Source organism: Cohnella sp. 56, from assembly GCF_037963805.1.
Taxonomy (GTDB): domain Bacteria; phylum Bacillota; class Bacilli; order Paenibacillales; family Paenibacillaceae; genus Cohnella.
Genome location: NZ_JAZDQE010000006.1, coordinates 272,318 through 287,330, shown reverse-complemented (window position 1 = coordinate 287,330; position 15,013 = coordinate 272,318). Strand labels below are relative to the sequence as shown.

Genomic DNA, 15,013 nt, shown 5'->3' with positions numbered 1-15,013 from the left:
TCTCCAATTCAACAGTTCCTCCCCATTCCGTCTACCTTCATGATCGACGAGTCGGGCGTTATCCGGTCCGCGTATGTCAATCCGGATTTATGAGGCGCCTGGAGCCGGCAGATATTCTGGATGAGTTAAGGAAGTTATAAAGGCGATCGATATGAATCATGACCAAGACCCATGCGCCGACGACGCATGGTTTTTTTAATGAGTCTGCATGTAAATGCGACCTATTCGGCAGATGAGATATGAAAGTGCAATCAATGGCAAAGAATTGATATTTAATCCTTTTTGAGGACTTCTATAATTAAATTGTTGCAGCATTTCTTGCACTAATACATTGCATGCGGGAGGATGAGCAATGAGAAGAGGATTGCCGAGAATGAGGAGCTTGCCGTTTGTCAGCTTGCTGTTAAGTCTGCTGCTGGCAACGCAGGCCTTCGCAGCGGGTTCCGATGTTGCAGTCGGGTCCGGGGGAGCATCGCCTTCGTCCATTCGGAGCGTTGCAGTCGATTCCGCTTATGGCGGGCACTGGGCGGCCAAACCGTTGAACAGATGGTCCAAGGCGGGATATTTCAGCATTTTGGCGAATCCGGTAACGGACCCGAACAAGCCGATCACAAGGGCGGAATGGGCTGCGCTCATCGGCCAATTGTTCGGATACAAGGAAACCGGGACCGCGGATTTCAAAGATGTCGCCGAAGGTAATGGGTACTACGGATCCGTCATGCTGGCTTCGTCGGCCAACATTCTCACCGGATTCAACGGTTATTTTCGCCCCAACGATCCGGTAAACCGGGAAGAGGCGGCAGTATCCATTCTGAGAACGCTCGGTCTGGAAGGCGAAGCCTCCGATCAAGCACAGTCCTATCAAGATTATAGCGATATGTCGAGCTGGAGCAGGAATGCCATCGGCGTCAGCAGGGAAAAGGGTCTCCTGAACGGCACGGCCGGAGGAGAATATCAGCCGCGGCGCCCCATGAGCATAGCGGAGGCGGTCACGCTGCTGGATCGTATCGCAACGGTTATCGTGAATGAACCTGTCGAAGGCGGCAAAGGGTACACGCTGACCTATTCGCAGGACGTAGCAGGAAATCTGTTCGTCAATGCCTCCAACGTCAAGCTGAGCCATATGAAAGTCAAGGGCGATTTGTACATAGCGCAAAGCAGCCCCGGCGCGGAAATCCAGTTGGAAGACGCGCAGGTGTCGGGCCGCATTTATGTGACCGGCGCCGACAGTGTGGCGGTGGACGGCAATATTTCCGAGAACCAAATGTACGTTTACCAAGCGGCGGGCCCTGTGTCGGTAGAGGCGCCTGATCCGTCGGTATATACGGCTCAGTCTCCCTCCGGCGTCAGGTTCGTGCTGACGGAGAATGGATCGCCAACGGCCGCGCCGACAGCGACGCCGGTGACGGTGTATACGCCGCCGCCGACCGAGACGCCGCCGCCAACCGTGACGCCACCGCCGACTCAGAGCCCACCGCCGACTGAGACGCCACCGCCAACCGAGACGCCGCCGCCGACTCAGTCGCCGCCGCCCGGCCAGGATGAGGAGTCCATTCTGATTCACGTGACGAACAGAATGCTCGACGGCGAAGAGTATGCGACCGATAAAATTAAACTGTTCGACGAGTACGAGCAGGTGCTGGCGGCACCGCCGAATTCGGCCGAGCCTTATATGCCGCCGATCGATACTACGGCATCGTCGAATGCGAATACATGGCGGACCCCCGGGGCCAGCCAGTGGGTCGATGCCTCTGTAACGAATCTGAACCTGAATTTGCTGCGCGATTACAAGCTGACCGAGATTTATCTGTATGACGGCCAGAAATACGCGCCGTCGACGTATACGGCCGACGGCAGCAGCCCTTATGAAGTCATGGGCGGCACGATCGAAGTATATGCCGGAGACCAGAAGCTCATTGCCTATCCGCTCACCAACGAAGGCAAATGGGTGAAATTCGATCTGGGCGAAGAAGGGGTCACGGCGAATACACTCCGATTCCATAAGATTCCGATTAATGAAAAATACTCTTGGTGGGGCGGCAGCGGCGATCCGTATTCCAAGCAGTTTACCTGCGACGTGAACGTCGTCGAAGCTGCACTGTACGGCGTCCCCCTCGGAGAGGACCCTGTAGAGGAAGAAGAGTGGCAGCTCAGCCCGCAGGAAGGCGTAACGCCTTTTGATCCGTCGCATATCAAGTTCGGCGATTTTGTCGGAACGAACAGCTTCTTCAACATGCCGCAGGACGTGAATCAAGCGATCGGGTTCATCCGGGAGTATCATACCTGGAACTGGACCGAGTGGTCGGCCAACGGAGAGATGGCTAACGGCCAGCTCAACAGCTCGGCCACGACGCAAGATCCCGTAGCGCAATTCAACAACACCTGGGGTGCCTTCGACAGCTTCTATCAATCGCTGAAGGATACGGGCGTCGGTGTCGCCATTACCTTCCAGGGCGGCGTAGCGAATTCGGGCAGGGGAAATCCGCGGCCGAACTGGCAGGGAGACCAGGACCCGAAGAAAGCCAGCTCCTACCTGGCGCACGGAAAAAGCTTCTTCCAGCATGCGGCGCGCTATGGGAGCAACAAGGACCTCGATCCCGATCTCGTCAAGGTTGCGCCCGGCACGGATAAGAAAATCGGCATGGATCTGGTCGAATACTATGAGAACTGGAACGAGGAAGACCTGGCCGGATACTTCACCGGCGCGCAATTCGCGGCGATGACCAGTGCCGATTATGACGGTCATATGGGGACGATGGGACCGGATGTCGGCATCAAGCAAGCCGATCCCAATGCGAAGCTCGTGCTGGGCGGATTGGCCGGTATCTTCTATAACGACGAGTCGGCCGGGCAAGGACAAGGGACGCGCCAATTTTTCGAAGATATGATGAAGTGGTTCGACCAGAACCGGACGGAGGACCAGTGGAAAGCGGCGCATAACGGCTCTCTGGAAGGCTATGTCCGTTATCCGTTCGATGTCATTAACGGGCATTATTACGCCGGCGAAGGCGTGAAGCATCCGAACGCCGAAAATAAACTGACAGGCATGTCTCCCGAAGAAGATCATATCTATGACAGAATGACCAGCTTCGAGAAGCTGCGCGACGACTATCTGGCCGACAAGGAAATCTGGCTGTCCGAATTCGGCTGGGATGTCGCTCAGGGGACGCAGTCCAGCGCAACGATCGAGTACACGAAGAACGGCGTAACCTACAATCCGGGGATCAATAAGGGCCTCGATGCGGAAGAGGTTCAGGCACGCTGGATCGTCCGCGAGTATCTGATGCTGGCCGCGGCGGGAATCGACCGCGTGGAGCAGTATATGATGCCAGATGCGGGTTCGTACAGCACCCGCGATGGCCGGTTCAATTCCAGCGGAATGATCGCGACCGACTACGACGGTAACCAACAGACGTCGACGCGGAAACGGCCGTCCTGGTATTATGTCGGCACGATGAAAAATTATCTGGATACGACCCGCTTCGATTCGATCGTCGAGAAGGGCGGGGAGAGCGGGCTGGAAGGTCCATGGGTGCTTAAATTCAAGGAAACCGCCAGCAATGACGGCGTATACGCCTTGTGGCTGCCAACCTCGCTCGGCGACGAAGACGGCGCCAACAAGCAGAATTATACGCTGACGCTTCCGGAAGGGATGGAGCATGCCTATCTCGTGACGCTCGAGGACGGGGTGCAATGGGGCAATCAGACGGAGCTCGATATCGCGGACGGCCAAGTGACGGTTCCTGTCACCGAGAAGCCGGTATTCGTCCTCGTGACGCACGACGACTACTACAAGCCAATCTCGAAGGCGATTCATCCCGTCGCCGTCCATAAGCTGACGCCGAGCAATTCCGAGCCTAATCTGATGTTCAATATGCGGCTGGAGGGGCCCCAGAGCCTGACGCTGGAGCAGACCAACGCCGCCGGCACCTACTGGGATCCGGGCCCCGGCGACAGGTACGCCCTGATCGATCTCGGATCGGAATTCGATCTGAACAGCGTTCAGCTGTTCGACGGTCCCGGTTCGCTGATCCACGGCCGCGTGTTTGCCGTGTACGCCAAGGATGCCATCGGAGACTGGTCGCCGAACTACGGCAACGAGACGGCGGCCAGCGTGAAGCAGCAGCTAACGGACGGCAGTTGGCAAAATATTATGAACTACGGTTTTCTGGGCTACCTCACCTGGGCAACCGGAAAGACAGACGTTAAGGCGCGTTATTTGATTGTCGGCTTCGAGGACGGCGTCAACGATACGCCGACCGCGCCATACGAGACCGATTCGGTCCAGGTGCCGGAGATGATCGTGAACGGCGCGCTGGCGAAAGGGGCCGAGCCGCCCGTGCCGTTCGTCCGCACCTTCGGCCCGAAGCCGTCGGATGCAGATGTCGAATTTTTTCACGACAACGAATTCGACGCCATGACGGCCGGCGCGCTGAACGCGAGCGAGGCAGCAGCCGAAGGCCTCTCCGTCTACGGCGCGAACGCTACGGTAAAAGAAGCAAAGAACGGGAACGGCCAGACGGACGGGAAGGTGCTGAACGTTAAGGGCACGCTCCAGGCTCCCGAGATTTCTTTTACGCTTCCTGATCTGGACAATGCAGGATACGAACCCGATGTCTGGTACAACATCGATTTCAAATTCAAGACGGGGGATGCTTATTCCACGCCGGCGCTTTATTTGACGGACGGAGCATCGGCCTGGACACCTCTTGTGACCCGGGAGGGAGACGGGACGTTTAAGCCGATCTGGGGCAGCAACAGTCTGCTGACTCATGTCGTCCCGGACGAATGGCATCGCGTGCAGGTCAAATTCAAGATCGATTCCGGCACTTCGAATTTGACCTACGAGATGTACTACGACGATGCGCTGCTGCAGAGAGCCGAGACGACGCTGAGCGATGCGATCACCCATACCAAGCCGCTGATTAAAGTCGACGCCGGTACAGGCCATAAAGGCTCGATCGATCTGGACGATGTATGGGTGTACAGGGCCAAACCGACGAACAATCTGGTCGTCCTGGATTTCAACGGCTACGATAACGGTCCGCTCGCCGGCAATAGCAAGATGATCGTAAACCCGGACAGCCATGCAACGATCGTCCAGCCCGCCGAGGGCGAATCGGGCTACGATGACGGCAACAAGGTGCTGAAGGCCGACTCGGGCAAAAACATCTTGACGTTCAGCGATCCCGATCTGCTGGCGTACATCAGGAACCATGGAGAGTTCGTAGTGGACTACAAATTCTTCAAGGAGAGCATGGACACCGTGCCGAACCTGATGCTGCGCGACAGCAGCTGGCGCGTGTTCGGCCTGATGCGGGAGCACGAGTATGCGGGAGGACATGCGTACCTGCCCTATGTCGAAGACGGTACGCTGAAGGATCGTACCGTAACGCCTGCCGCGAACGAATGGCATCGCTTCGTGCTGAAGGTCCACTATACGGACGACAACACGCTGGTGTACTCGGCGTATATGGACGATATGGAGACGCCAGTAGTCGACTCGGCCGTCATTACTAAGGACAACGGGCTGGCGTCGCTTCCGCTGCTCAACTTTGATCTCGGTTCGGTCAGCGGCACGGGTTCGGTCTACTTGTCCCACGTATCGGTCTACAAGGGAACCGATATTATAAATCTGTAACGCAATGTCGAGGAACAACCGACGTCTCGCAAGAGTCGTCGGTTGTTTGCTATATGACGCACCGATTTTCGCCGTGCTCGCCAAGCTGCGGGAGAACCGGCACCGGGAACCGAATCTTTCACGCAAGGGGCGGCTCGAAATGAATGTTTTTCGGAAACGACAGTGGAAAATGACGATATTTCCGAAGCTGATCATCGCGTTCCTGCTTGTGGTCGCTCCGATCTACGGCATCGGTCTCGGGATGAATCAGCTGGGCGAAAAGAGCGTCCGCGAGGAACTGTCGAAATCGCTCAATTCGCGGGTCGATTTCTACCTGAACTTGCTTGAGGTTGAACATGAGCAGATGATAGGGCTGCTGCAGCAGTACGTTGTCGACAAGGACATCCAACACGCCGCCTTTATCAGCAACACGATGACGATCGGGGAATGGACGGAAACGGTGCAGCGTATTCAGGACAAGCTGCAGCTGATCAAGAGCTCGAACCGCTACATCAAAAGCGTAAACGCGCATATTCTGACGCTGAAGCGGACGATATCGAGCGACGAAACGATCAGCGACACGATCAGTCCCGAATATCAGGCTGTCGCCTCCGTGTCCAAACTCCGGGGCGTCGGCCATTACTACTGGAACGGCCGGCTGTTCATGGCGATCGCTTATCCCGGCTCCGATCTGCCGAACATGAAGGAAACGTACGCACTCTCGATCGAGATCAACGAGGAGATGATGAAGCAGTCGCTGCAGAACTTCTCCGACTACAAGAACGCGGGCGCGATGCTCGTCAATCCCGAGAATGGCTGGATATTGGACAATCAAGCCGACGAAGGGCTTACGAAGGAACTGTCGGAGTATTTGCAGAACCGTCCCGAGGACAGCGCCGACGAAGGCTACGCACAGATCTACAGGGGAAACAGCTCCTATTTTGTCGCCTACAAGCGTTCGCCTACGTTCGGCTACTATTTGATCGCCTATGTGCCGTCGGTCGAATTGGTCGGTGCGATCGACAAATACCGGCTGCTGCTGTGGCTGTTGTCGTTTGTCTCGCTTGTCTTTATTATCTCCTATTCTTACTGGCTGCATCAGCTCATCCGCAAGCCGCTGCACCGGATGATCACCGGATTCCGCAAGGTGGAGGCGGGAAAGCTGGAGCCGATGCCGCTGCCCAAAACACAGGATGAGTTCTACTATTTGTTCCAAAGGTTCAACATGATGTCGGACAATCTGAAGGTGCTCATCCAGGAAGTGTACGAGCAGAAGCTGCGCGCCCAGACGTCGGAGCTGAAGCAGCTGCAGTCGCAGATCAATCCGCATTTCCTGTACAATACTTATTTTATTTTGTACCGCCTGGCGAAGATGAACGATAACGACAGCGTCATCCGGTTCAGCCAGCACCTTGGCGAATACTTCAAATATATTACCCGCAATGCCTCCGACGATGTGCCGCTCGATACGGAGATCAAGCACTCCCGCGCGTATGTGGAGATTCAGAACATCCGCTTCGCCAAGAGCCGTATTACCGTCGATTTCGGCGAGCTGCCCGCAGGCTGCGGCGACATGCGCGTACCGCGGCTTATCCTGCAGCCGTTCATCGAGAATGCGTACCAATACGGGCTCGAGCCCAAACGCAGGGACGGCAGAATCGCCGTGACGATGGCTGAGCAGGATGGCCGATTGCTCATCTCGGTCGAGGATAACGGCGAGCGGCTGACGGACGCCGATCTTCGGCTGATCGAGGCAAAATTGGAGAAACAGGGCGCGGACATGGAATATACCGGCATGCTGAACGTCCACCGACGGCTGCAGATCCGGTACGGCGTCGAGTATGGCGTGTCGGTCGCCCGCGGCGATATGGGCGGCATGAGAGCGACGCTGAGGCTGCCGATGCCCCAGTCCCCGGGCAAATCCGCCGAGCGTACAGATTCGATAGAGACAAAAGGAGAGTGAAAGCGATGTACCGGATGCTGATCGTCGACGATGAGCCGATTATCGTCGAAGGCTTAAGCGAGCTATTCTCCTCTCAGTCCGATTATCCGCTCGAGGTTTATGAGGCATTTGACGGACCCGAAGCGCTGGCGATCGTGCGCAAGCTGCGCATCGATATTTTACTGACGGATATCGAGATGCCGGAGATGAACGGCATCGAGCTGCAGAAGGAGGTGCTGCGCCTCTGGCCGCGCTGCAAGTCGATTTTCCTGACTGGCTATAATGAGTTCGACTATATCCAGTCGTCCATTCGCGGCGGCGCGATCGATTATGTGCTGAAGACGGAAGGAGACGAATCGATCGTCGCCTCGGTCGAGAAGGCGATTGACGTCATAACCGAGGAAGTGACCTACGAAGGGCTGATCGAGAGCGCTCGCTCGTCCCTGAAGCTGGCGCTGCCGGCGCTGCGCAAGGAGTATTTGACCGGACTGCTGGAAGGAGAACACTCGCCGCCAGCCGTCCGGAGAGAGCGGTTCGCGCAGCTGGAGGTGCCGCTCGATCCCGACTTGCCGGTCGTTATGGCCGTCGGCCGGATCGACCGTTGGCGCGAGGATGCGACGGGCGGCGATAAGGTGTTGTTCGCCTATTCGATCAACAATATCTTCGAAGAATTCGTCGCGCAGGAATTCGACCTGACGCATTTCAGAGGCGATCACGAGCGGCTGATCTGGCTGCTGCAGCCGAAGACGGAGTCGGGGTATCGTCAGGCAATCTCAGGCAAGCCGGCGCTGCACACAGGTGCCGAAGCGGCGGCCGATCCAGAGGCCGACCTGCACGCATATTTGCTTGGGATGCTCGAATCCGTTCAGACCGCCTGCAGCCGTTACTTGAAGCTCGCCTGCTCGTTCGTTGTCTCCGCCGAACCGTTCGAGTGGGACGCGCTCTCGTCCAAATACGAGCGGCTGTCGCAGCTGTTCGGCCGCGGACTCGGACTCGGCAGCCAGATGCTGCTGTCGGACGATCGGGCGAAGGAAAGCGGGGACGAGAAGGCACGAAGCAAAGTGAAGCGCATCCGGCTGCTCGACCAATACTTGATGCAGAAGGAACGGGCGAAGTTCGAGCAGCTGTTCGACGAGATTACGGAAGCCGTCGGCGAGCCGGCTGTGCTGGAGGCAGGCCTGCCGCTCGAGGTTTTCTATGAGCTGTCCGCGATCTTCATCCCGCATCTGAATCGGTTCGAAGCGCTTGGCGCGGCCGGCGGTATCCCGGGCAAGCTGTTCTCGATTCGTGAGCATCGTTCGTGGAGGGAGGCCTCCGAGTTTTTCCGCGAGCTGGCGGATCTGCTGTTCGAGCGCATGGAAGGCGGCAACGAACAGGAGACGAGCGAAGTCGTCGAGCAGATTCATGGGTATGTGGAGGAAAATATCGAAGGGGATTTGTCGCTGAACCGGCTGGCCGAGCATGTCTTTTTGACGCCTTTTTACCTCTCCAGATTGTACAAACAGAAGACGGGCCATAGCATCAGCGACTACATCACGAGGACGAGAATTGAGAGAGCGAAGATGCTGCTCGGTGAGAGCGCGCTTAAGATTCACGAGGTCGGCATGCGGATCGGGTACGATTCGGCGTCCTATTTCACGCGGTTTTTCAAAAAAATGACGTTGCTGACCCCTCAGGAATACCGCGATTCGCTCAAGTAGATATAAAAGGATAAGGGATGTAATCGGTTTCTTATATTCAGCGTGTCGTAGGGACTCCATAATGAAAACGTACCACATTTAATGCAGGATATAGGGGAGGCAAGCAGATGGTGTCAAAAAAAACGAAAGCGAAAGTGAGAGGCTCGGCCTTGCTCTCACTGCTGCTTATCATGACAACTGCAACAGCTTGCAATAACGGCAACGGCAACAACGCAGCTGCCGGTACCGGCAATTCGCCAAGCGCGACGACGAGCGCAAGCGGAAGCGCTGCGGCTTCGTCGGCAGATGCCGGTCCGAGCGGTCCGGGGGGCAAATTCGATCCTCCGATCGAAGTGACGACCGTGCGCGCCATCAATCCGGCCGCCGAGATTGCGCCAGGCGAAACCTACGACGTCAACGTTTGGACGAAAACGTTTGAGAGCGATCTCGGCATTAAGGTGAAAAACCTCTGGAAAGTAAGCACAGAGCAGTATCAGAACAAGATCGCCGTAACGATGGCTTCTGGCGACATGCCTGACTTCATGGATGTCGATGCCCAGCAGTTCCAGACCCTCGTAGAAGCGGGATCGATCGCGGATCTGACCGATGTCTACGATAAGTACGCTTCCGAATTTACGAAGAACTCATTCGCAGGAAGCGGCGATCTGCGTCTCAAAGCGGCTACGGTAGACGGCAAGCTCATGGGAATTCCGACAAACGGCGGAGAAACCAACGATACCCAGCTCATCTTTATTCGCAAAGACTGGCTAGACAATCTGGGGCTTCAGCCGCCGAAAACGATGGACGATATCAACAAAATCGCCTTGGCGTTCACGAAAAACGATCCGGACAAAAACGGCAAAAACGATACGTACGGACTAAGCCTCGACCTCAATCTGTTCAACGGCTGGTCCGGTCTTGACGGCTACTTCAATGGCTACCATGCGTATCCGTTCAATCCGACCAAGGGTACCGGCACGAATCTGAACTTCATCAAAGGCGCGGACGGCAAAGTTCAATGGGCCGACGTTCAACCGGAAGTGAAGACGGCTCTCGGCAAGCTGGCCGACTTGTTCAAGCAAGGTGCGATCTATCCGGAATTCAGCGTCATCGACGGTATGAAGTCCGCCGAACTCGTGACGTCCGGCAAAGTCGGAATGACGTTCGGGGCCTCCTTTGTGCCGGGCTGGCCGCTCGGCAATATGTACAAAGACATCCCGGGCTCGGATTGGGGCATCTATCCGCTCGTATCGTCCGACGATCAGCCGGCGCTCGCGCAAAGCACGACCGTATTGCCTTCGCACTACTTTGTCGTAAGCAAGAAGTCCAAACATCCGGAAGCTCCGATCCTGATGCTCAACAAGTATATGGAAAAGATGTACGAACACTTCGATAAAAATTACCATACGGTCACGGTGGATGGCAAAGATTACGGCGAACTCGCCCTGTCGCCGATCAACGGAAACATGCCCGACAACAATCCGAAGGCGGCTGCCGCGGTTCAAGCCGCCATGGAATCCGGCGATACGTCGGCGCTGAACGATGAACAGAAGCAATACTACGATCAAGTGAAAAAATTCGAGGCCGGCGACAAGACGATGTGGGGTGCGAGCAAGACGTGGCTGGAAGGCGGCGTGTTCAATCTCCAAGGCCAATATGTAGCCAACCACAAAATTTTCACATCGGCGTATCTGGGCAACCCGACGACGACGATGGTCGCAAAGGGTCCGTCGCTTCGCGATGAAGAGGTCAAGATGATCACTTCGATCATCATGGGTACCAAGCCGCTCGACTACTTCGACGAGTGGGCCAAAAACTGGTTGGCATCCGGCGGTCAAAGTATTCTCGACGAAGTCAACGCTAGCGGTCAGATTCAATAAGCAGTAACGGGGATAGGGGCTAGCCACTAGCCGCTATCCCCTCTTTGCTGCAAGGCAGGAGGGAATCCATTGAGCCGCAGAAATTGGAGACTGGAATGGCCGCTGCACCTGATGCTGGTGCCGGGGATCGTCATTGTGCTGCTGTTCAGCTACGGCCCGATGGTCGGCATCGTCATCGCCTTTGAGAATTTTGTCCCGGTGAAAGGGATCTTTCATTCTCAGTGGGTCGGGCTCGAGCACTTCAAGTACATCTATCACTTGCGCGAGACAAGGGAAGTACTGCGGAATACGGTATTTATCGCTTTCTTGAAAATTATCGGCGGACTCATCGCGCCGCTGGTCACCGCGCTTCTGCTGAATGAGATCATGAAGAAGTTCTACAAGCGCACCGTCCAAACGATCATCTACATGCCGCATTTTATGTCCTGGGTCATTATGGCCGGCATCTTGATCGATGTCCTCTCTCCGACATCCGGAATCGTGAATCAATTTATCGTGTGGCTCGGATTCGACAAGATTTTTTTCCTCGGCAATGAAAAATGGTTCCCTTATGTGCTGGCGGTGACCGACGTATTGAAGGAATTCGGCTTCGGAACGGTTGTCTATCTGGCTGCCATCACTGCCGTCAATCCATCGTTGTACGAAGCGGCCGTCCTGGACGGCGCGAACCGCTGGCAGCAAACGCTTAACGTGACGATTCCCGCCATCATCCCGATCACGATCTTGCTTACGACGCTCGCGCTCGGCAACGTGCTGAACGCCGGCTTTGACCAAGTTTTCAACCTGTATAACCCTTCCGTCTATTCGACCGGCGACATTCTCGATACTTACGTCTACCGGATCGGCCTGGCCAGCGCTCAATATGGCGTGGCGACCGCCGTCGGACTGTTCAAGTCGGTGATCTCGCTCGTCCTGATTTCATTGTCTTATGTCATGGCCTATCGTTTCGCCAATTACCGCATTTTCTGACAAGCCGCAAGGGGGATCGTCATGGTTCAACACTACACGTGGAGTCGCAAGCTGTTCATTGTTTTCAACTATACTTTCCTTGCGGTTTTGTCTCTTATATGCATTCTGCCATTGGTTAATGTGTTCGCTGTCTCCTTGAGCTCGGCCGCCGCGATTGAAGCCGGCAAAGTAACGCTATGGCCTGTCGACTTCTCATGGAAGGCTTACGAGTTCGTTGCGAGAAAGCATGAGTTCCTGGTCTCGATGGGCATCTCGGTAGAGCGTGTGCTGCTGGGCGTCAGCGTTAACATGCTGCTAACGGTGCTTACGGCTTACCCGCTGTCCAAGGAAGCGGCGAATCTGAGGTTCCGGACGGGATATGCCTGGTTTTTCGTGTTCACGATGCTGTTCTCCGGCGGATTGATTCCATCCTATATGGTCGTGCGAAGTTTGCACCTGCTCGACAGCATCTGGGCGCTTGTGCTGCCGACAGCGCTGCCGATCTTCAACGTCATCTTGATGCTTAACTTCTTCAGAGGCCTGCCGAAGGAGCTGTCGGAGTCGGCATTCATCGACGGCGCCGGCCATTGGCAGACACTCTGGCGGATCATCATCCCGCTCTCGATGCCTTCGCTTGCCACCGTTACGCTGTTCGCGATCGTCACGCAGTGGAACGAATGGTTCAACGGGCTCATCTATATGAACGATCCGATCCATTATCCGCTTGCCAGCTACTTGCAGACGATCGTCGTCCGTATGGATATGTCCTCCATATCCGACCCTACGATGGTGCGCTTGCTGTCGCAGCTGAACGATCGGTCGGTGCGCGCGGCGCAAATTTTTCTCGGCATGGTGCCGGTGCTGTGCGTGTATCCGTTTTTGCAGCGGTACTTTATGAGCGGCATGACGCTCGGCAGCGTCAAGGAATAAGGCGCTGTCCGATGAGCCGTCCTGTTCTTCGGAACGGGGCGGTTTTTTTAACAGATGGAGAGGAGAATGCACGATGTTATACGAACGTTACGGCTCGGCACGGCTCGAGGAGCTTGGCTTCGGTGACGGCCCCTGCGCGCCGTTCCCGAAGGCGGATGACCGCGAAGCCTGGGAATCGATCCCGTCCGGGAAAAGAGAGAGCTGGCTGCGAATTGCAGACCGCTATGCGGATTACGCGTGGCCGGCGCTCAAAGTGTCGGACTATCGCGCCTATTGGACGAGCGGCGATCTGTCGCGCCTCAGTCTCGCCTTCTTCGAACGGAGGAGCGTGCTCGGCATTCTCGTCATCGCCGAATGCCTGGAGGGCGAAGGCAAGCGCCTCGATCAAATATTGAACGGGATCTTCGCCATCTGCGAAGAGACGACCTGGGTATTCCCGGGTCATCGCAGCCATTGGCGGGAATTCGATAAGGAAGAGAGCATGCCGAGCGATACGGAATTCGGCGTCGAGCTGGCCACCGCGGAGACGGCACGGCTGCTGCTATGGACCCGCTATCTGCTCGGAAGCAAGCTCGACGCGATCAGCCCGCGAATCAACGAGCGCATCGTCCGGGAGACGAAGGACCGGCTGCTGACGCCTTACCTTGCGCACGACGATTACTGGTGGCAAGGCTTCACGCCCGGCGAGCGGATCAACAACTGGAATCCGTGGTGCAACGGCCCGGTGCTGGCGGGATTCCTGCTCGTCGAGGAGGACCCCGAGGTCAGAAAAGCGGGAATCGGCAAGGTGATGAGAAGCCTCGACGCGTTCATCGCGACATACCCGGCCGACGGCTGCTGCGACGAAGGACCGTCGTATTGGAACGCGGCGGCAGGCGGCCTGTACGAATGCTTGGAGCTGCTGTCGCTGGCATCGCGCGGAAGCTTCGATATTTTCGGCGAGCAGATCGTTAGAGATATCGGCGCCTATATGCCGAAGGTGCATATTCACGGGGATTATTACGTGGCGTTCGCCGATTGCGACGCCAGGTCGAACCCCGGCGGCAGCGGCGTATACCTCTACGGGCGCAGCACGGGGGACGAGTCGCTCCTTCGCCTCGGCGCCAGCTTGCCGGCGAGCGGCGAACCGAGCACGCGAATCTGGTTTAACCTGTTCGGCTATACGCGGGATTTGTTCGCCGAGCAGGAGAGGCTTGCGCAGCCGACGAAGGCGCCTTATCTGCGCGACGCCTGGTTCGGCGTGACCCAGGTGATGACTGCACGGGAACAGGAAGGCACCGAGCAGGGCCTGTACGTCGCGGCCAAGGGCGGCAACAACGAAGAGTCGCACAACCATAACGATGTCGGCAGCTTCCTCGTCTTTGCCGACGGTTATCCGCTGCTCGTCGATCTGGGCACCGAGGAATATAAGGCGCAGACGTTCGGCCCGCAGCGCTACGAGCTGTGGTACTTGCAGTCGCAGTACCACAACCTGCCGACGGTGCGAGGCGTGCTGCAGCAGAGCGGCGGCAGGTTCAGGGCGCGCTGCGCGGAATACGCGCGGCAAGGCGACCGCTCCGAGCTGCGAATGGACATTGCCGACGCTTATCCGGAGGAAGCAGGCATCGCGTCTTGGGAGCGTACGGTTCGGCTGGACCGGGACGGCGTTCCCGCCGTGACGGTGAGCGACGCGTTCGTCATGAAGGACGGCGCTCCTGCGGACATCTTCCATTCATTGATGACGCCGTGCGAACCCGCGATGGAGGGCGACGGCAACGGCGAGATCCGGCTGACCTATGCGCCCGGCAAGCAGGCGATCGTCCGCTACGACACCGGGCATCTTCGCGCGCGAATCGAGAAGATCGAATGCATGGAGAGCCGTCTGACAAGAAACTGGGGCGACCGCATGTACCGCATCGTTCTGGAGGAACGGCATCCGGTCGCTGCCGGAGAGAGAACGATCGCCGTTACGATCGATCGCGGCTGAAGCTGGAGCATGAGATTCTCGGCCATTTCCACCGCACTCCGGTCACTC

The 15,013-nt window shown here is 56.9% G+C and carries 7 protein-coding genes; all 7 read left to right on the top strand.

Going from position 1 to position 15,013, the window contains the following annotated elements; all coding sequences use genetic code 11:
- The first annotated feature begins 538 nt into the window (after window positions 1-538).
- The 7 genes from VQ071_RS13605 to VQ071_RS13575 all read left to right on the top strand — a co-directional run bounded on the left by VQ071_RS13605 (window position 539) and on the right by VQ071_RS13575 (window position 14,965).
- Complete coding sequence (locus VQ071_RS13605; protein WP_340514553.1) at window positions 539-5,641, top strand: S-layer homology domain-containing protein; 5,103 nt, start codon at window positions 539-541, stop codon at window positions 5,639-5,641.
- A 139-nt stretch (window positions 5,642-5,780) separates the two neighbouring features.
- Window positions 5,781-7,583: a sensor histidine kinase gene (locus VQ071_RS13600; protein ID WP_340514552.1), complete on the top strand. Its 1,803-nt coding sequence runs from the start codon at window positions 5,781-5,783 to the stop codon at window positions 7,581-7,583.
- A 5-nt stretch (window positions 7,584-7,588) separates the two neighbouring features.
- Window positions 7,589-9,262 carry a response regulator gene (locus tag VQ071_RS13595; protein WP_340514551.1) on the top strand — a complete coding sequence of 558 codons (1,674 nt, stop codon included), beginning with the start codon at window positions 7,589-7,591 and terminating at the stop codon, window positions 9,260-9,262.
- Window positions 9,263-9,411: 149 nt separating this feature from the next.
- Window positions 9,412-11,121, top strand: coding sequence for a hypothetical protein (locus VQ071_RS13590; protein WP_340514550.1), 1,710 nt, complete (start codon window positions 9,412-9,414; stop codon window positions 11,119-11,121).
- Window positions 11,122-11,190: 69 nt separating this feature from the next.
- Window positions 11,191-12,090 (top strand): ABC transporter permease, encoded by a 900-nt coding sequence (locus VQ071_RS13585; RefSeq protein WP_340514549.1) that lies wholly within the window; start codon window positions 11,191-11,193, stop codon window positions 12,088-12,090.
- 21 nt (window positions 12,091-12,111) lie between these two features.
- The gene (locus VQ071_RS13580; protein WP_340514548.1) at window positions 12,112-12,999 is read left to right on the top strand and encodes a carbohydrate ABC transporter permease; all 888 of its coding nucleotides are present in this window, start codon (window positions 12,112-12,114) and stop codon (window positions 12,997-12,999) included.
- 73 nt (window positions 13,000-13,072) lie between these two features.
- The gene (locus tag VQ071_RS13575) at window positions 13,073-14,965 is read left to right on the top strand and encodes a heparinase II/III domain-containing protein (protein ID WP_340514547.1); all 1,893 of its coding nucleotides are present in this window, start codon (window positions 13,073-13,075) and stop codon (window positions 14,963-14,965) included.
- Window positions 14,966-15,013: the final 48 nt, after the last annotated feature.

What these genes read in the sequence shown, in the direction of transcription:
- VQ071_RS13600 (WP_340514552.1), top strand. Translation starts at nt 5,781, where the DNA reads ATGAATGTTTTTCGGAAACGACAGTGGAAAATGACGATATTTCCGAAG.
- VQ071_RS13575 (WP_340514547.1), top strand. Translation starts at nt 13,073, where the DNA reads ATGTTATACGAACGTTACGGCTCGGCACGGCTCGAGGAGCTTGGCTTC.
- VQ071_RS13580 (WP_340514548.1), top strand. Translation starts at nt 12,112, where the DNA reads ATGGTTCAACACTACACGTGGAGTCGCAAGCTGTTCATTGTTTTCAAC.
- VQ071_RS13595 (WP_340514551.1), top strand. Translation starts at nt 7,589, where the DNA reads ATGTACCGGATGCTGATCGTCGACGATGAGCCGATTATCGTCGAAGGC.